The organism is Rhodococcus sp. T7, assembly GCF_009872365.1.
Classification (GTDB): domain Bacteria; phylum Actinomycetota; class Actinomycetes; order Mycobacteriales; family Mycobacteriaceae; genus Rhodococcus_F.
The window spans coordinates 59,444-75,861 of the sequence record NZ_WXYH01000154.1; the positions used below are offsets into that span (position 1 = coordinate 59,444).

Genomic DNA, 16,418 nt, shown 5'->3' on the forward strand with positions numbered 1-16,418 from the left:
GGCTTCCGGGCGTGCCGACTTCCAAGATCGAGCGCTTGATGAACCTGGTGATCTGTTTGCTGTCCACCAGACAGTTCCTCACCGCCGAGAAGATTCGCGAGAGCGTTGCCGGGTACGCCGACTCCGCCAGCGACGAGGCGTTCAGCCGCATGTTCGAGCGCGACAAGAACGAGTTACGGGATCTCGGTGTTCCGCTCGAGACCGGGCAGGCGTCGCGGTTCTCGACGGTCGAGGGCTACCGGATCAACCGCAATGCGTACGAGCTCCCCGACATCGACCTCAACCAGGAGGAGTCGGCGGCGGTCGCGGTGGCCGTCCAGTTGTGGGAGTCGCCGGAGTTGACGTCCGCGGCGCAGGGGGCGCTGCTCAAGCTGCGTGCGGCGGGTGTACAGGTGGATCCGGATTCGGCGGCCACCCCGATCACCGCGGTGCCCGCCCGCACCCGGGGCTCCGAACCCGCGCTCGGCAAGCTGCTGGCGGCGGTCGACGCCGGCCGGGCCGTGCATTTCCCGCACCGCGGTGCTCTCAACGAGCCGTACACCGAGCGCACCGTGGAACCGTGGGGTGTCGTCACCGCCCACGGCCGGTGGTATCTCGTCGGTCACGACGTCGACCGGGGCGCCGTCCGCACGTTCCGGCTGTCGCGGATCGGCGACGACGTGAGGGAGTTCGGACCGTTAGGGGTAGTCCACAAACCCGCGGGCGTCGACCTCCGGGACATCGTCGACCGAGTCACCGGTTCGGGAGAGGTCACCGGCACCGCCACCGTGTGGGTGGCCGAGGGCCGAGCCCAGGAACTGCGCCGACTGGCGACCACGGCGGGGGAGAAGCGGGTGAACGAGCGCAGCGGCAGCGTGCTCCAGATCCCCGTCCACTCCCGGGACTGGATCGCGCGGCTGGTCGCGGGGCATGGGGCGGACGCGCTGGTCCTCGATCCGCCCGAATTACGACACGATGTGCTGACCAAGCTGAAGGACGCCACAGGGGAAGGGGGAACGTCGTGAGCAACAGGCTGTCGTCGCGGCTGTCCCGGCTCCTCAACCTGGTGCCGTATTTCATCGCGAACCCCGGGATGAGTGCCGCCGAGGCCGCCGCCGAACTGGGCGTCACCACCACCCAGCTGATGTCCGACCTCAACCAGCTCTGGGTGTGCGGACTGCCCGGCTACGGTCCCGGCGACCTCATCGACCTGTCGTTCTCCGAGGAGAGCATCGAGGTGACGTTCTCGGCGGGCATCGACCGTCCACTCCGGTTGACGTCCACCGAGGCGACCGCCCTGCTGATTGCCCTGCGTTCGCTGGTCGAGATGCCGGGCATGGTCGACCCGTCCGCGGCGCACAGTGCGATCGCCAAGATCGAGGACGCCGCGGGCACGGCGGCGGCCCGCGCGGCGGTGACACCGGTGTCCGAGCGGGACGCGGTGGAGGATGTGGCGGAGGATCCCATCGCCGCCGTCGTGCGATCCGCGCTCCATCGTCGCCGCGCCCTCGACCTGACGTACTACTCGGCGTCCCGGGACCGGGTCACCGAGCGCACCGTGGACCCGGTGCGGATCGTGCTGGTCGACAATCACAGTTACCTGCAGGCGTGGTGCCGGCAGGCCGAGGGGGTCCGGCTGTTCCGGCTCGACCGGATCGACGCCGCCACCGAGCTGGACGAGCCGTCCACCCCGCCGGCGCAGGCACTCGTGCGGGACTCCAACCTGGAGTTGTTCAGTGGGGACGTGTCCCTTCCGCAGGCACGGTTGCACATCGGCGCCGACTGCGTGTGGGTGCTCGACTACTACCCGATGGACGTCGCGACGGTCGCCGCCGACGGGTCGGTCGAGGCGACCATGAGTTACGGGGCGCTGGAGTGGATGGCCCGACTCGTGCTCGGGTTCGGTTCCGGAATCAGGGTGCTCGAACCGCCCGAACTGGTCGACGAGGTGCGCCGCCGGGCCGTGGAGGCGCTGTCCGCGTACGAGGCCGTCGAGGCATGAGCGGCGACCCGCGTCCGCGGCGGATCAGCGTGTTCGGCGCGGGCAGCATCGGCTGCTATCTCGGGGGCCGGCTCGCCGCGGCCGGCGCCGAGGTGACCCTGATCGGCCGGGAGCGGGTCGGGGCCGAGATCCGCGACCACGGGTTGCGGTTGACGGACCTGCACGGATCGGACATCCGCGTCGGTGCCTCCGACATCGCCTTCGACACCGGGGCCGAGTCGGTGGCCACCGCCGATCTCGTGGTCGTCTCGGTGAAGTCGGCGGGGACACCGGAGGCGGGTGCCACACTCGCGTCGGCGATCGGCCCCGGAACCGTCGTGGTCAGCGCCCAGAACGGGCTGGGCAACGCGGACACCCTGCGCGCCGCACTTCCGGGTCAGGTCGTTCTCGCGGCGATGGTGCCGTTCAACGTGGTGCACCGCGGCCACGGGCACTTTCACCAGGGTTCCGAGGGCGACCTCGAGATCGAGCAGCATCCGGCGGTGCCCGCTTTCGCGTCGGTGTTCGCCGACGCCGGACTGCCGCTGCACCCCCACGACGATTTCCGTTCGGTGCAGTGGGCGAAGCTGCTGCTCAACCTGAACAATCCGGTCAACGCCCTGTCCGGACTGCCCCTCCGCGAGGAGTTGTCGCGGCGGCCGTTCCGCCGCGCCCTCGCGCTGGCACAGCGCGAGGCCCTCGCACTCCTGACCGCCCGCGGTATCGCTGTCGCCCAGCTCACACCGCTGCCGCCGCAGTGGATTCCCCGATTGCTGACCGTCCCGGACGGGGTGTTCCGGGTGGCGGGCAGCCGGATGCTGGCCATCGACCCGCACGCGCGATCATCGATGTGGGACGACCTCGAGGCGGGCAGGCGCACCGAAGTGGACTGGATCAGCGGGGAGATCGTGCGGCTGGCCGAAGCATCGGGGACGGCCGCGCCGGTGAACGCGAGGCTCGTCGCACTGATCCGCGAGGCCGAGGCTGGCGGGAACCGGCAGTGGTCGGGAGATGCTCTGCTCGCCGATCTGCGCTCACAGCGGGGACCCGGGAAACCTGCAGGGAAACGGCAGCGCAGCTAGCCGGTTTCGACCGGGCTGGTGCCGTGTATGTCCGGTAGCATCGGGGTCACCTGATCTTTTGGAGGTTTCATCATGGGAGCCATGAGCCCCTGGCACTGGGCCATCGTCGCGCTGGTCGTCGTCATCCTGTTCGGTTCCAAGAAGCTGCCCGACGCGGCTCGTGGACTCGGCCGTTCGCTCCGCATCTTCAAGAGCGAGGTCAAGGAGATGCAAAACGACAACGCCGCGCCGGCGCCCACCGCGCAGCAGAGTGCGCCCGCCGAGCTGCCCGTGGCGGACACCACCACCGCACCGGTCACCCCTCCGGCGCCGGTGCAGCCGCAGCCGCACCCGCAGCACACCGAGCCCAAGTCGGCGTAGCCCGAGCCGCCTGACAACCGGGGTGACTCTTCACCCCGGTTGACTGCTGACCAAGACTAGGGCGAACAACAGTGCGAATTCCGTTCGATCCGCGCCACAGCAAGCGGAGGACCAACCCCGACGGCACGATGTCGTTGGTCGATCACCTCTACGAGCTGCGCACGCGACTGCTCCTGTCGGTGCTGGCCATCGTGGTCACCACCGCGGTGGGCTTCTTCTGGTACTCCCACGAGATCTTCGGCATCGAGAGTCTCGGCGAGCTCCTGCGCGGGCCGTACTGTTCGCTGCCGGAGTCGAGCCGCGCCGACCTGAGCCACGACGGGTCGTGCCGCCTCCTCGCGACCGGACCGTTCGAGCAGTTCATGCTCCGCTTCAAGGTCGCGTTCACGGCAGGTGTCGTCCTCGCCTGCCCCATCTGGCTGTACCAGCTGTGGGCGTTCATCACGCCCGGCCTGTACGCGAAGGAACGCCGCTACGCGATCGGCTTCGTGGTGTCCGGCGCGGCGCTGTTCATGGCCGGCGCCGTCCTGGCGTACGTGGTCGTCGCGAAGGCTCTGCACTTCCTGCTGACGATCGGCGACAACGTCCAGATCACCGCACTCGGCGGCGCGGAATACTTCGGGTTCATCATCAACCTGCTGATCATCTTCGGCGTCAGCTTCGAGATCCCGCTGCTCATCGTCGCCCTGAACTTCGTCGGCATCCTGCCCTACACGAAGCTCAAGGCGTGGCGCCGCGGCCTGATCTTCGCCCTGTTCGTGTTCGCCGCGATCGCCACACCCGGTCAGGACCCGTTCTCGATGCTCGCGCTCGCATTCGCGCTGACCCTGCTGTTCGAGATCGCCGTGCAGATCGCCCGCGTCAACGACCGCCGCAAGGCTCGCAGCACGGAGCAGGAGTGGGGTGCCCTCGACGACGACGAGGCGTCGACGATCGCGGCGCCGTCGGACCTGAACGAGTCGTTCGACGTGGCCGCCACCGCGGTCCCCGAGCCCGCGGGCCGGTTCCGGCGTTCACGCAAGTCCGGGAAGTCCGGTGCAGTGAACAAGAACGACGACGCGAGCACGACCGGCAGCAACACACCGGGTCAGGACTTCTCCGACACCCTGTGACAATCTGACGGGGTGGCAGTGACAACAGGTGACACGACCGGCGGCACCGAACTCGATGTGTTCTCGGCGCAGCTCGGCTTCGTGCTCGACCCCTTCCAGATCAACGCCTGCCGCGCGCTCGAGGGCGGCCACGGCGTCCTCGTCTGCGCCCCGACCGGCGCGGGAAAGACGGTGGTCGGCGAATTCGCCGTGCACCTGGCGCTCGCGGCCGGTCGCAAGTGCTTCTACACCACACCGATCAAGGCGCTGAGTAATCAGAAGTACGCGGAACTGGTGCGGCGGTACGGCAAGGACACCGTCGGGCTGCTGACCGGAGATTCGAGCATCAACTCGGGCGCCCCGGTGGTCGTGATGACCACCGAGGTGCTGAGGAACATGCTGTACGCCGATTCCGCGGCGCTGCGCGGGTTGTCGCACGTCGTCATGGACGAGGTGCACTTCCTGGCCGACCGGTTCCGCGGGGCGGTGTGGGAAGAGGTAATCCTGCACCTGTCGGAGGACGTGCGGCTCGTCAGTCTGTCGGCGACGGTCAGCAACGCCGAGGAGTTCGGTGCGTGGATGGAGACGGTGCGCGGCGACACCACCGTGGTGGTCGACGAGAACCGCCCGATCCCGCTGTGGCAGCACATCATGGTCGGAAAGCGGCTGTTCGACCTGTTCGACACGAGGGCGCGCACTGGGGACGCCCGCAAGGATCTGGTGGTCGACCAGGATCTGGTGCGTCACGTCAAGCAGCGTCAGGCCCTCGAGCGGGCCGATTCGTGGGAACCGCGGGGCAGGGGGCGACGCGGCGGCGGCCGCGGGTACTCCAGCGATTTCCGGCCGCTGCCCCGGCCGGAAGTGATCTCCCGCCTCGATGACGAGGGCCTGCTCCCGGCGATCACGTTCATCTTCAGCCGGGCCGGGTGCGACGCCGCGCTGGCCCAGTGCCTGCGATCCCGACTCGATCTGACGACGCCGGAGCAGGTCGCCGAGATCCGGACCATCGTCGATGCCCACACTGCCGAACTGCCGAAGGCCGATCTGGAGGTTCTCGGGTACTGGGAATGGCGCAAGGCGCTGGAGCGTGGCCTCGCCGCGCACCACGCGGGAATGTTGCCGGCGTTCCGGCAGACGGTCGAGGAGTTGTTCGTCAAGGGACTGGTCCGGGCCGTATTCGCCACCGAGACGTTGGCGCTCGGCATCAACATGCCCGCCCGCACCGTCGTCCTCGAACGCCTCGTCAAGTACAACGGCGAGGCCCACGCCGAACTCACCCCGGGCGAGTACACGCAGCTCACCGGCCGGGCGGGACGTCGCGGTATCGACGTCGAGGGTCACGCCGTCGTCCTGTGGCAGCCCGGGGTGGAACCGGTGGACGTCGCCGGGCTGGCGTCCACCCGCACGTTCCCGCTGCGCAGTTCGTTCCGTCCCGGCTACAACATGACCATCAACCTCGTCGACCGCATGGGTGCGGCGGAATCGCGGGCCCTGCTCGAGCGGTCGTTCGCCCAGTTCCAGGCCGACCGGTCGGTGGTCGGCCTGACGCGCGGCATCGAACGCAACGAGGCCGCGCTCACCACGCTCAGCGAACGGCTGGGCGGCGAGGACGGCGAGTACTTCGAGTACGCGCGCCTGCGGGAGGAACTGAGCAGCCGGGAACGGTCGCTCGAACGCGCAGGCCGGACCGAACGCCGGGACGCCGCCGTCGCCTCGCTCGTCGCTCTGCGGCGCGGCGACGTGATCGCGATCCCCGTGGGACGGCATTCGGGTCTGGCGGTGGTGCTGGAACCGGACCGGGACCCGACGGACCCGAAGCCGTTGATTCTCACCGAGGCGAAGTGGGCGGGCCGGGTGTCGGCGGGCGACTTCCCCGAGCCGGCACGGTCTTTGGGATCGATGCGGTTGCCGCGACGTTTCGATCACCACACGGCCCGGGTGCGACGCGATCTGGCATCGGCGTTGCGCAGCACCGGAATCGTCGCGCCGGGCCGGCGGAAGCGGAAGAAGTCGGGTGCGGCCGGCGACGACGCCGAGATCGCGCGGTTGCGGCGCGCCATCCGGCAGCATCCGTGCCACAGCTGGCCCGACCGCGAGCAGCTGAGCCGGATCGGTGAGCGCTACAACCGGTTGGCCCGCGAGACGGAGACGATGCGGCAGAAGGTCGCCGCCACGACGAACTCGTTGGCGCGTACGTTCGATCGGATCCTGTCGCTGCTCGCCGAACGCGATTACGTCTCGGCGGGTGAGCACCCCGATGTCACCGAGCACGGCACCCGGTTGAGCCGGATCTATTGCGAGAGCGACCTCTTGGTGGCCGAGTGCCTCCGGCAGGGGGTGTGGAAGGGACTCGGGCCCGCAGAACTCGCCGCTGTCGTGTCCGCCGTGATCTTCGAGTCGCGCCGTGAGGGGGACACGGTCGAGAGCGGCGGTCCGGGAGCGCTGCGGCACGCCCTCGACGAGACCGTGCGGGTGTGGCGGGAACTGCGGGCGGACGAGATCCGGCACAAGTTGCCGCCCACCCGGGAACCGGACTTCGGCTTCGCTGCCGCGATCTACCACTGGGCCAGCGACAATTCGCTCGTCGAGGCGCTGATCGCGGCGGGGGACCAGGGGCGCGCGCTGTCCGCCGGCGACTTCGTGCGGTGGTGCAGGCAGGTGATCGATCTCCTCGAACAGGTCCGGTCGACGTCGCCCGATCCGGAGGTTGGCAAGGCCGCAGGTCGTGCGGTCGCGGCGATCCGCCGTGGCGTCGTCGCCGTGGATGCTGCGTGACCCGACGCCGTGTGGTTGGATTCGCACGCCGTCCGAAGGCCCGAATCCGATGGTGGGGCGTTACGGTAGGTACAAAACTTGACACGTGAGCGGGAGGCGACGATGAGCGGCCCTTACGGACCGAACGACCCGAACGGGCAGTGGGCCCAGGGACAGCAACCGGGCCAGGGTAATCCTGACCAGACCGGCGGCCAGTACGGGGCGCCGCAGTACGGTCAGCAGCCGCCCGCCCAGCCGTGGGGTCAGCAACCGGGTCAGCCTCAGCAACCCGGGCAGCCGCAGTGGGGCCAGCAGCCCGGACAGCCGCAGTGGGGTCAGCAGCCGCAGCCCGGTCAGCTCGGACAGCCGGGTCCGGGGCAGTGGGGCCAGCAGCCTCAGCAGCCCGGACAACCGCAGTGGGGTCAGCAGCCGGGTCAGCCGCAGCAGTGGGGTCCGGCCCCCGGCCAGCAGCAGTGGGGGCAGCCGCCGTCCTCGGGGAAGTCGAAGCTGCCGTTGATCATCGGCGGTGTGGTGGCACTGCTGGTGATCGTGGGTATCGCCCTGGTGCTGGCGTTCACGGTGTTCGGCACGGACACCCTCGATCAGAAGGCGGCGGAGGACGGTGTCGAGCGCATCGTCACCGATTCGTACGGCGCCGAGAACGTGTCCGGTGTCACCTGCCCCTCGGGTCAGGAAGTGAAGAAGGGCAACAGTTTCACGTGCAGCCTCACCGTCGACGGTGAGAAGAAGCAGGTCACTCTCACCTTCACCGACGACAAGGGCACGTACGAGGTGAGCCGCCCGAGCTAGTCCATCGGCTCCCAGGCGGCCCACCCCGGCCGTCACGGAACCCGTGCGGCGGCCACCTTTTTCATCGCCGCGGTGAGCCGTCCCACGGAGTTCTCGATTCCGAGTTCGTCCGCCAGCCTGCCGAGCCGGTCCGCGTCGACCGGTTCGGCGGGCAGCGTGTCTTCGCGGGACAGTTCGACGTCCGCGTCGCGCACTACCCGCACCACCGGCAGTGCCGCGTCGAGATAGTCGGCCGCGGCGGCGAACTTCGCGCGCGCACCCTTCGCCATGTCGGATTCCGGATCGACGGCCGCGGCCCGCAGTGCGGCGAGCGATCCGTATTGCATGATCAGGCTGGACGCGGTCTTCTCGCCGATACCCTTCACACCCGGTAGCCCGTCGGACGAGTCACCGCGCAGCAGGGCGAGTTCGGCGTAGGCCTCACCGGCCCGGTCGGCGGGCACCCCGTACTTGGCGGCCACCTCTTCGGGCCCGAGCAACTCGGCCTTGGCGAGTCCGCGCACCACGTACAGCACCCGCACCTGCACCGGGTCGTCCGTGACGACCTGCAGCAGGTCGCGGTCGCCGGTGACGACGACGACCGGGTCGCGGGTCTCGGTGGCGGCGAGGGTGCCGAGGACGTCGTCGGCTTCGAGGCCTTCCGCGCCTGCGGTCGCGATTCCGGTGGCGGCCAGGACATCCAGGATCATCGGGACCTGTGGCGACAGGGTGTCGGGGACCTCTACCTCCGCCCCGTCGGTGTCCTCGGCGACCCGGTGCGCCTTGTAGGTGGGCACTGCTTCGACGCGGAACGCGGGCCGCCAGTCCAGGTCGAGGCACACCGCCAGCCGGGACGGCTGGTGCTTGGTGATCAGTGCGGCCACCATGTCGGTGAACCCGCGCACTGCGTTGACGGATCGACCGTCGGGTGAGGTGATCGAGTCGGGTAGCGCGTAGTACGCGCGAAACCACAGGCTGGCACCGTCGAGGAGAAGCAGAGGCCCTGTCATGACCCTCATCCTGCCAAACCGGTTTAGCCTGAAGCCATGAGTTCCCTCGGCGCATCGACTTCACGTTTCCCGACGACCATCTATGCCGACCGGATCGCCCGCGCAGGCGCCCTGGCCCGCGATGCCGGACTCGACGGCCTCCTCATCACGCCCGGACCCGATCTGCGGTATCTGCTGGGTTCGCGCGCGGAGTCGTTCGAACGGCTCACCTGCCTGGTGATTCCGGCGAACGGCGACACCGCGTCCGTGGTCGTGCCGCGGCTCGAACTGGCCGCGCTCACCGAATCCGCCACGTCCGAGCTGGGTCTGACGGTCCGCGACTGGGTGGACGGGGTCGACCCGTACGCGCTGGTGTCGGGTCTGCTGCCGTCCCCTGCACGGACCGCCGTCACGGATGCGATGCCGGCGCTGCACCTGATTCCGCTGTCGGAGGCGCTCGGGGCGCTGCCGGTCCTGGCCACCGACGTGTTGCGGGAGCTGCGGATGGTCAAGGACGACGCGGAGATCGATGCGTTGCGCCGGGCCGGTCAGGCCATCGACCGGGTCCACGCCCGGATGGGGGAGTTCCTGAAGGTCGGTCGCACCGAGGCCGAGGTGGCGGCGGACATCACCGCGGCGATCCTCGACGAGGGTCACACCGAGGCGGCGTTCGTCATCGTCGGCTCGGGACCGCACGGAGCCGACCCGCACCACGAGGTGTCCGAGCGGGTCGTCGAGTCGGGTGACGTCGTGGTCATCGACATCGGCGGACCCGTCGAACCCGGGTACAACTCCGACTCCACCCGCACCTACAGCATGGGTGAGCCCGATCCGGATGTGGCCGAGAAGTTCGCGGTGCTCGAGGAGGCGCAGGCGGCGGCGGTCGCCCTGGTGCGTCCCGGCGTCACCGCCGAGGCGGTCGACGCGGCCGCCAGGGACCTGCTGGCCGCGCAGGGCCTCGCCGAGGTGTTCGTGCACCGGACCGGGCACGGAATCGGTCTGTCGGTGCACGAGGAGCCGTACATCGTCTCGGGTAACGCGATCGAACTGACCGAGGGGATGGCCTTCAGCGTGGAACCGGGAATCTACTTCCGCGGGGAGTGGGGTGCCCGCATCGAGGACATCGTCATCGTGACCGCGGACGGCTGTGAGCCGGTCAACACCCGGCCGCACGGGCTGACGGTTCTCCCGGGCTGAGCACGCCGGGGGGAACGGGAGTGTGCGGGGCGGTGCGGCGCGGGTAGTAACATCTCCCATTTGTTCACGACCGCACTCGCCGCTGCACGTCCGCGGAGAGTCGGGATCACAGATCAACCGAAGGTGTCATGGAAAGCGTCGCCCCGAAGGTAACCGTCGTCGTCCCGACCTACAACGAACGCGACAACCTGCCCAAGATCGTCGAGCTTCTCGCGGCGTTGGCCATCCCGAACCTGCACGTGCTGGTCGTCGACGACAACTCGCCGGACGGCACCGGTGAGGTCGCCGACGCGCTCGCGCAGAGCGGTCCGATCCCGGTCGGTGTGCTGCACCGGACCGTGAAGGACGGCCTCGGGCGCGCCTACGTCGCCGGCATGACGCGGGCGCTGTCGGAGGGCGCGGACATCGTGATCCAGATCGACGCCGACCTGTCGCACCCCACCGAGGCCATCCCGCGGATGGTGGAGACGCTGACGACGACGGATGCGGCCGTCGTGCTCGGCTCCCGCTACGTGGCGGGAGGCGCGGTAGCCAGCGACTGGCCGTGGCACCGCAAGGCGCTGTCGGCGTGGGCGAACTTCTACGTCAACGCGATCCTGCGGTTGCGGGTCAAGGACGCCACCGCCGGGTTCAAGGCGTGGCACGCGGACACGCTGCGGGCCATCGACGTCGAGGGTGTGCAGAGCAACGGGTACGCATTCCAGGTGGAGATGAACTACCGGGTGGTGCAACGCGGCATGACGATCGCCGAGGTCCCGATCCGGTTCGAGGAACGCACGGACGGTGTGTCCAAGATGAGCCTCGCGGTCCAGCTCGAGTCGGCGCGGGTCCCGTGGAAGCTTCGGTTCAGTCGTGACGCAGCGCAGCCGAGCCGAGTACGCGGCTGACGGCGATTTCCACGACCACCCGGGTCGGGTTCACCCGGGGCTGGCGGTACCGCGCGGCGTAGCGGGCAACGGCGTCGGCGACGGCTTCGGGGTCGGTGAGGACCCGGGCGGGACCTTCGAGCGTCATCCAGCGCGGTCCGTCCACCTGGCTGACCGCGCCGTACCCTCCGCGTTCGGCGTTGAGGGCCTTCTGCGAGGAGCCGTTGGTGATGACCCGTGCCAGCCCGTGCTCCTGATCCCAGGTGAACCCGACGGCGACGACGTGCGGGGTGCCGTTCTTGCGGAGCGTGGTGAGCGTCCCGAGGTGGTATTCGCCGAGGAAGGCGAGTGCCGCGTCGGGCAGGCGGATCGGGGTGGAGGGGGTGCGGTCCATGCCCCGACGGTAATCCAGGACACTGGACGGGTGAGCCTGGGATCGAAGAAGAACAGCGGAAAGCCCGACGACGGGGTGGTACTCCTGCTCGGTGGTCGCAGCGAGATCGGCCTCGAGATCGCCTCCCGGCTCGCGCCCGGCCGCATGATCGTCCTCGCCGCCCGCCGCAGCACCGAACTCGCCGCCGAGCGGCAGGCGCTGCTCGATGCGGGCGCGTCCGCGGTGGACTGCGTGGAGTTCGACGCCGACGACCTCGACAGCCACGAGAAGCTCCTGAGATCCGTCGTCGACGCCCACGGCCCGCTGTCGGTGGCGGTGCTGGCGTTCGGCATTCTGGGCGACCAGGCGCGCGCCGAGCGGGACGCACGGCACGCCGTGGCCGTGGTCCACACCGACTACGTCGCGCAGGTCTCCGTGCTCACCCACCTCGCCACCCTGCTCCGGGAGCAGCGGTCGGGACGGATCGTGGTGTTCTCGTCCGTCGCGGGTGTGCGGGTGCGCCGCGCCAACTATGTCTACGGGTCGGCGAAGGCCGGCCTGGACGGGTTCGCCTCCGGTCTGGGCGACGCCCTCCACGGCAGCGGTGTGTCCCTGCTGCTCGTCCGGTCCGGTTTCGTGATCGGCCGGATGACCGAGGGAATGTCGCCCGCGCCGATGTCGAGCACGCCGGGGCAGGTCGCGGACGCGGTCGTGCGGGGCCTGCGCTCCGGCGCCGGCCGAGTGTGGGTGCCGGGACGGTTGCGACCGGTGTTCTTCGTCATGCGACTGCTGCCGCAGGCGATCTGGCGCCGGATGCCGCGATGACCGACCCGATCGTCGTCGTCGGTATCGGTGCCGACGGATGGGACGGTCTGTCGCCGTCTGCGCGAAACGAGATCGAGGCCGCCGACGTCGTGATGGGTTCGGGGCGCCAACTCGCCCTGATTCCCGAGTCGCCGGCGCTGCGGGTGGCCTGGCCGTCGCCGCTGGTCCCGGCGCTGCCCGGCCTGTTCGAACAGCACCACGGCCGGCGGGTCTGCGTGCTGGCCAGCGGAGACCCGATGTTCCACGGCATCGGTGTCACCCTCGTCGGACTCCTCGGCGCGGACCGCGTGCGGGTGATCCCGCACCCGTCGTCCGCCACCCTGGCCTGCGCCCGGCTGGGCTGGGCGGCGCACGAGACACCGGTGGTCAGTCTCGTGAACCGGGCCGTGGACACGCTCCTGCCGGCACTCGGCGATCGGACGCGACTGCTGGTCCTGAGCCGCGACGAGCACACCCCCGCGGCCGTGGCCGAGTTTCTGACGGAACGAGGATTCGGTCCGTCGCGGCTCACCGTGCTCGGTGAACTCGGCGGACACGAAGAGTCGAGGCTCGACGGAACGGCGTCGGCGTGGTCGCACCGGCCGGGGCCCCGGCTGAACGTGATCGCGATCGACTGCCGCGCCGAGGCCGGCGCCGTCCGGCTGACGCGGCTGCCGGGACTGCCCGACGCCGCGTTCACGGGTGACGGGCAGATGACCAAACACGAGATCCGCGCCCTGACGCTGTGCGCCCTCGCACCCGCGGCGGGGGAGTTGCTGTGGGACGTGGGAGGCGGATCGGGCACGATCGCGATCGAATGGATGCGCACCCACCCCCTCTGCCGGGCAGCGACTTTCGAGCGCAGCGCGGCACGCGTCGACCAGATCACGTCGAATGCCTCGGCGCTCGGGGTGCCGTCCCTCGCGGTGTTCGGCGACGCACCCGCGGCCTTCGGGGACGTGCCCGCCGAACTGTCCGCCCCGGACGCGATCTTCGTCGGCGGTGGCGTCACCCAGGACGGCCTGCTCGACGAGTGCTGGTCCCGGCTCCGGGTCGGCGGCCGGATGGTGGCCAACGCGGTGACAGCGGAATCGGAAGCGCTACTGCTGCAGTGGTTCTCGCACTGCGGCGGGCAGCTCCGCAAATTTCAGGTGTACCGGGGGGAGCCGCTCGGTGGGTTCACCGCGTGGCGGCCACAACTGCCGGTGGCGCAGTGGTCGGTGACGAAGCAGTCGAAAGGTGTTGTGGCATGACGGTGTACTTCATCGGAGCCGGTCCCGGTGCGGCCGACCTGGTCACGGTCCGCGCGCAGCGGATCATCGCGGCCAGTCCGGTCTGCCTGTACGCGGGCAGCCTCGTCCCGCAGGAACTACTGGCCGAATGCCCCGAGGGGGCACGGGTGATCGACACGGCGCGTCTGAGTCTCGACGAAATCGTCGCCCTGCTGATCGAGGCCGACGCGGCCGGTCAGGACGTCGCCCGCCTGCATTCGGGTGACCCGTCGATCTTCAGTGCCGTCGCTGAACAGGTCCGCCGGCTCGAATCCGCCGGGGTCGCGTACACGGTGGTGCCCGGGGTGCCCGCGTTCACTGCGGCGGCGGCGTCGCTGGGTCGGGAACTGACCGTTCCCGGCGTCTCCCAGTCGATCGTGCTGACCCGCGTGTCCACCCTGTCCACCGCGATGCCGGAGGGTGAGGACCTGCGTTCCCTCGGCCGCAGCGGCGCCACGATGGTGGTGCATCTGGGGGCGCACCGGATCGATCAGATCGTCCTGGAACTCACCGAGAACTACGGCCGCGACTGTCCGGCCGCTGTCGTCGCGTTCGCGTCGCGCCCCGATGAGATCGTGCTGCGCGGCACCCTGGCCACCATCGCCGATCAGGTGAAGGCGGCGGGTGTCACGAAGACCGCCGTGGTGATCGTCGGTAAAGTGCTTGCTGCCGAGGGGTTTCCGGACAGCTACCTGTACTCGGCCGCCCGCGAGCGCACCACCCACTGAGCGTGGCGCGGATCCTGATCCTCGGTGGCACCGGGGAGGCCCGAGCGCTGGCCGAGGCACTCGCGGACGTTCCAGGTGTCGAGGCCGTGTCCTCCCTCGCCGGCCGGGTCCGTGACCCGCGCCTGCCCGTCGGGGACGTGCGGATCGGCGGCTTCGGGGGAGCGGACGGCCTCACGGAGTGGTTGTGCTTGCATCCCGTCGACGCGATCGTGGACGCGACGCACCCGTTCGCGGCGCAGATCACGAGCAACGCTGCCGACGCCGCGCACCGCTGCGGCATCCCACTGATGGTTCTCCGTCGCCCCGAATGGTCGCCGCGTCCGGGTGAACACTGGCACGGCGCCGCAGACCTTGCCGACGCCGCCGAACTGCTCCCCGGTCTGGGAACGAGGGTTTTCCTCACCATCGGCAGGCAGGGTGTCGACACGTTCGCGGACCTGCACGCGCTGTGGTTCTTGATCCGCGCGATCGATCCGCCCGACGTGGCGATGCCGCCGCAGTCGACCCTGCTCCTGGCCCGCGGGCCGTTCGCGGTCGCCGACGAGACCGCACTCATGCGTGAGCACCGCATCGACGTCCTCGTCACCAAGAACAGCGGCGGCGGTCAGACCGACGCGAAACTGGACGCCGCACGCGCACTGGGCGTCCCGGTACTGATGATTCGCCGTCCACCGTTGCCAGCGGCGACGGCAACGGTCGACGACGTCGCGGGCGCCGTCGCCTGGATCGGCGCCCTCACGCGATGACGACCCGGCCGGCCCGTCAGCAGGTCGGCGCCGGTGCGTCCTCGGACAGGGGCTTGCCCTCCGGTTCGGTGTAGAACGCGAGGAGGACCAGCGGTTCCGTTCCCAGATTGGAGCCCTCGTGGACGTGATCGCTGCCGTGGTCCTCGGTGATCGCCTGACCGGCCGTCGTCACCGCGGTCGTGCAGTCCTGCAGCGTCCGGCTCAGCACACCCGATTCGACGAACGCGTACACCGGGCCGTCGTGGTAGTGCCACCCCGTCGTGCCGCCGGGGGCGATCTCGATGCGCCGCAGCGTCAGATCCGTGCCCGCCGAACTGCCCGCGACCGCCGGAACCGTGGTCTCGAACAGGACCTGTGCGGTCACCCCCGAAGACGGCGTGGCCTGGGCGGGGGAGGCGGACAGCACTGCGGCGACGGCACAGGACAAGGCGACCACACTCGATCTGAGGAGCATCGTGACGACCTCTCGGCGCGCTGGCTCTGCACACTGCGCGCAGGCGTCCAGGGGGAGTGCATTACGGCGTGTCCAGGGTAGGGCCACGAACCGTGCGTCCGAGGGGATATCCGCGAAATTCGATCGCCGTGCAGACTATGTCTGAGATACTCCGGAGCGGAACGGCGGGATGGGTATGACGATAGAGCAGTTGCTGACCACGCATTTTCCGGATGATCCCGTGATGGATGCGGCGTTTGCGTCGGCGCTGCTGCGTCGAACCGGGCGAGATCCGAATGCGACTGCGCTGGTGCGGATCTACAGTCCCGCACCAACGTTGTCGTTCGGGCGGTTGGACGCTGTGCGACCGCAGTTTCCGGCCGCGGCCGCGGCGGCGCGGCACCGTGGGTTCACCCCCGTCGTCCGGGGCGCCGGTGGTCGGGCGGCGGCGTACCATCAGCAGACCCTCGTCGTGGAGATCGTCTCCCGGGACACGGAGGGCATCGTCGGGGCTCGGCCCCGCTTCCAGCGCATCACCCCGAGGATCGTCGCCGTGCTGAGGACGCTCGGCGTCGATGCTCGCATCGGACCGGTGCCCGGCGAGTACTGCCCCGGTGATTGGACGGTGAACGGCGCGGGCCGCGTCAAGTTGGCGGGGACCGCGCAGCGAATAGTGGCCGGCGCATGGCTATTCGGCTTCGAACTCGTGGTATCCGATTCGGATCCCGTGCGGGCGGTGCTCGCCGATGTCAACGCCGCCCTCGAGTTGGAGTTCGATCCCGCCACGGCGGCGTCCCTCACGGACCTGAACCCGGCCGTGACCCTCGACCAGGTCCGTGCCGCGATCCTCGCCGAGATCGGCGCAGTTCACGAACTGACCCCAGATCCCGACCTCCTCGAGGAAGCCGCGAACCTGCGCGACGCCCACGTCGCATGAGGTGCCCGGCACTGGGGATCCCGCTCCATCATCGAAAT

17 protein-coding genes are annotated in these 16,418 nt (G+C 69.7%); 14 read left to right on the forward strand and 3 right to left on the reverse strand.

What is annotated here, in order from left to right; translation table 11 throughout:
- The first annotated feature begins 11 nt into the window (after window positions 1-11).
- From MLGJGCBP_RS17020 to MLGJGCBP_RS17050, 7 genes are all read left to right on the forward strand, one after another.
- Window positions 12-1,004, forward strand: coding sequence for a helix-turn-helix transcriptional regulator (locus MLGJGCBP_RS17020; RefSeq protein WP_201453096.1), 993 nt, complete (start codon window positions 12-14; stop codon window positions 1,002-1,004).
- Window positions 1,001-1,981, forward strand: coding sequence for a helix-turn-helix transcriptional regulator (locus MLGJGCBP_RS17025; RefSeq protein WP_160097081.1), 981 nt, complete (start codon window positions 1,001-1,003; stop codon window positions 1,979-1,981). The genes MLGJGCBP_RS17020 and MLGJGCBP_RS17025 overlap by 4 nt, the downstream gene beginning before the upstream one ends.
- Entirely contained in the window at window positions 1,978-3,042 is a 1,065-nt protein-coding gene (locus MLGJGCBP_RS17030; protein WP_160097083.1) for a 2-dehydropantoate 2-reductase, read from the forward strand. The genes MLGJGCBP_RS17025 and MLGJGCBP_RS17030 overlap by 4 nt, the downstream gene beginning before the upstream one ends.
- Before the next feature lie 72 nt (window positions 3,043-3,114).
- On the forward strand, window positions 3,115-3,402 hold the full coding sequence (gene tatA, locus MLGJGCBP_RS17035; protein WP_087556973.1) for a Sec-independent protein translocase subunit TatA: 288 nt from the start codon (window positions 3,115-3,117) through the stop codon (window positions 3,400-3,402).
- 71 nt (window positions 3,403-3,473) lie between these two features.
- A complete protein-coding gene (gene tatC / locus MLGJGCBP_RS17040; protein ID WP_087556972.1) occupies window positions 3,474-4,514 on the forward strand; it encodes a twin-arginine translocase subunit TatC in 1,041 nt (346 codons plus the stop codon).
- Window positions 4,515-4,532: 18 nt separating this feature from the next.
- Window positions 4,533-7,268, forward strand: a complete 2,736-nt coding sequence (locus MLGJGCBP_RS17045) for a DEAD/DEAH box helicase (protein WP_160097085.1) — start codon at window positions 4,533-4,535, stop codon at window positions 7,266-7,268.
- Window positions 7,269-7,370: 102 nt separating this feature from the next.
- Window positions 7,371-8,057, forward strand: a complete 687-nt coding sequence (locus MLGJGCBP_RS17050) for a DUF4333 domain-containing protein (protein ID WP_072941705.1) — start codon at window positions 7,371-7,373, stop codon at window positions 8,055-8,057.
- 32 nt (window positions 8,058-8,089) lie between these two features.
- Here the strand turns inward: MLGJGCBP_RS17050 and MLGJGCBP_RS17055 are convergent, their stop codons facing one another.
- Entirely contained in the window at window positions 8,090-9,046 is a 957-nt protein-coding gene (locus MLGJGCBP_RS17055; RefSeq protein ID WP_160097087.1) for a 5'-3' exonuclease, read from the reverse strand.
- A gap of 36 nt (window positions 9,047-9,082) precedes the next feature.
- Between MLGJGCBP_RS17055 and MLGJGCBP_RS17060 the strand changes: the two genes are divergently transcribed.
- Both MLGJGCBP_RS17060 and MLGJGCBP_RS17065 read left to right on the forward strand, forming a co-directional pair.
- The gene (locus tag MLGJGCBP_RS17060; RefSeq protein WP_160097089.1) at window positions 9,083-10,222 is read left to right on the forward strand and encodes a M24 family metallopeptidase; all 1,140 of its coding nucleotides are present in this window, start codon (window positions 9,083-9,085) and stop codon (window positions 10,220-10,222) included.
- A gap of 128 nt (window positions 10,223-10,350) precedes the next feature.
- The gene (locus tag MLGJGCBP_RS17065; RefSeq protein ID WP_160097091.1) at window positions 10,351-11,109 is read left to right on the forward strand and encodes a polyprenol monophosphomannose synthase; all 759 of its coding nucleotides are present in this window, start codon (window positions 10,351-10,353) and stop codon (window positions 11,107-11,109) included.
- Here MLGJGCBP_RS17065 and MLGJGCBP_RS17070 read toward each other — a convergent pair.
- Entirely contained in the window at window positions 11,069-11,482 is a 414-nt protein-coding gene (locus MLGJGCBP_RS17070; RefSeq protein ID WP_087556968.1) for a TIGR03618 family F420-dependent PPOX class oxidoreductase, read from the reverse strand. The two genes, MLGJGCBP_RS17065 and MLGJGCBP_RS17070, sit on opposite strands and share 41 nt — an antisense overlap.
- 30 nt (window positions 11,483-11,512) lie before the next feature.
- On the opposite strand from MLGJGCBP_RS17070, the gene MLGJGCBP_RS17075 reads away from it, so the two are divergent.
- Genes MLGJGCBP_RS17075 through MLGJGCBP_RS17090 form a run of 4 tightly spaced genes read left to right on the forward strand, consistent with a single transcriptional unit; the run spans window position 11,513 to window position 15,010 of the window.
- Window positions 11,513-12,286 carry an SDR family NAD(P)-dependent oxidoreductase gene (locus MLGJGCBP_RS17075; protein WP_160097093.1) on the forward strand — a complete coding sequence of 258 codons (774 nt, stop codon included), beginning with the start codon at window positions 11,513-11,515 and terminating at the stop codon, window positions 12,284-12,286.
- Window positions 12,283-13,518: a precorrin-6y C5,15-methyltransferase (decarboxylating) subunit CbiE gene (gene cbiE, locus MLGJGCBP_RS17080; protein ID WP_160097095.1), complete on the forward strand. Its 1,236-nt coding sequence runs from the start codon at window positions 12,283-12,285 to the stop codon at window positions 13,516-13,518. Before MLGJGCBP_RS17075 ends, cbiE begins: the two co-directional genes overlap by 4 nt.
- Complete coding sequence (gene cobM, locus MLGJGCBP_RS17085) at window positions 13,515-14,264, forward strand: precorrin-4 C(11)-methyltransferase (RefSeq protein WP_087556965.1); 750 nt, start codon at window positions 13,515-13,517, stop codon at window positions 14,262-14,264. The genes cbiE and cobM overlap by 4 nt, the downstream gene beginning before the upstream one ends.
- 2 nt (window positions 14,265-14,266) lie before the next feature.
- Window positions 14,267-15,010 (forward strand): cobalt-precorrin-6A reductase, encoded by a 744-nt coding sequence (locus MLGJGCBP_RS17090; RefSeq protein ID WP_160097097.1) that lies wholly within the window; start codon window positions 14,267-14,269, stop codon window positions 15,008-15,010.
- Between the two features lie 16 nt (window positions 15,011-15,026).
- On the opposite strand, the gene MLGJGCBP_RS17095 is transcribed toward MLGJGCBP_RS17090, so the two are convergent.
- Window positions 15,027-15,464, reverse strand: a complete 438-nt coding sequence (locus tag MLGJGCBP_RS17095) for a cupin domain-containing protein (RefSeq protein WP_160097099.1) — start codon at window positions 15,462-15,464, stop codon at window positions 15,027-15,029.
- Between the two features lie 175 nt (window positions 15,465-15,639).
- Between MLGJGCBP_RS17095 and MLGJGCBP_RS17100 the strand changes: the two genes are divergently transcribed.
- Window positions 15,640-16,380 carry a lipoate--protein ligase family protein gene (locus MLGJGCBP_RS17100; RefSeq protein WP_160097129.1) on the forward strand — a complete coding sequence of 247 codons (741 nt, stop codon included), beginning with the start codon at window positions 15,640-15,642 and terminating at the stop codon, window positions 16,378-16,380.
- Window positions 16,381-16,418: the final 38 nt, after the last annotated feature.

Excerpts from the sequence above, each read along its gene's own strand:
- MLGJGCBP_RS17030 (WP_160097083.1), top strand. The coding sequence starts at position 1,978 with ATGAGCGGCGACCCGCGTCCGCGGCGGATCAGCGTGTTCGGCGCGGGC.
- tatA (WP_087556973.1), top strand. The coding sequence starts at position 3,115 with ATGGGAGCCATGAGCCCCTGGCACTGGGCCATCGTCGCGCTGGTCGTC.
- MLGJGCBP_RS17050 (WP_072941705.1), top strand. The coding sequence starts at position 7,371 with ATGAGCGGCCCTTACGGACCGAACGACCCGAACGGGCAGTGGGCCCAG.
- MLGJGCBP_RS17055 (WP_160097087.1), bottom strand. The coding sequence starts at position 9,046 with ATGACAGGGCCTCTGCTTCTCCTCGACGGTGCCAGCCTGTGGTTTCGC.
- MLGJGCBP_RS17060 (WP_160097089.1), top strand. The coding sequence starts at position 9,083 with ATGAGTTCCCTCGGCGCATCGACTTCACGTTTCCCGACGACCATCTAT.
- MLGJGCBP_RS17065 (WP_160097091.1), top strand. The coding sequence starts at position 10,351 with ATGGAAAGCGTCGCCCCGAAGGTAACCGTCGTCGTCCCGACCTACAAC.
- MLGJGCBP_RS17070 (WP_087556968.1), bottom strand. The coding sequence starts at position 11,482 with ATGGACCGCACCCCCTCCACCCCGATCCGCCTGCCCGACGCGGCACTC.
- cbiE (WP_160097095.1), top strand. The coding sequence starts at position 12,283 with ATGACCGACCCGATCGTCGTCGTCGGTATCGGTGCCGACGGATGGGAC.
- cobM (WP_087556965.1), top strand. The coding sequence starts at position 13,515 with ATGACGGTGTACTTCATCGGAGCCGGTCCCGGTGCGGCCGACCTGGTC.
- MLGJGCBP_RS17095 (WP_160097099.1), bottom strand. The coding sequence starts at position 15,464 with ATGCTCCTCAGATCGAGTGTGGTCGCCTTGTCCTGTGCCGTCGCCGCA.
- MLGJGCBP_RS17100 (WP_160097129.1), top strand. The coding sequence starts at position 15,640 with ATGACGATAGAGCAGTTGCTGACCACGCATTTTCCGGATGATCCCGTG.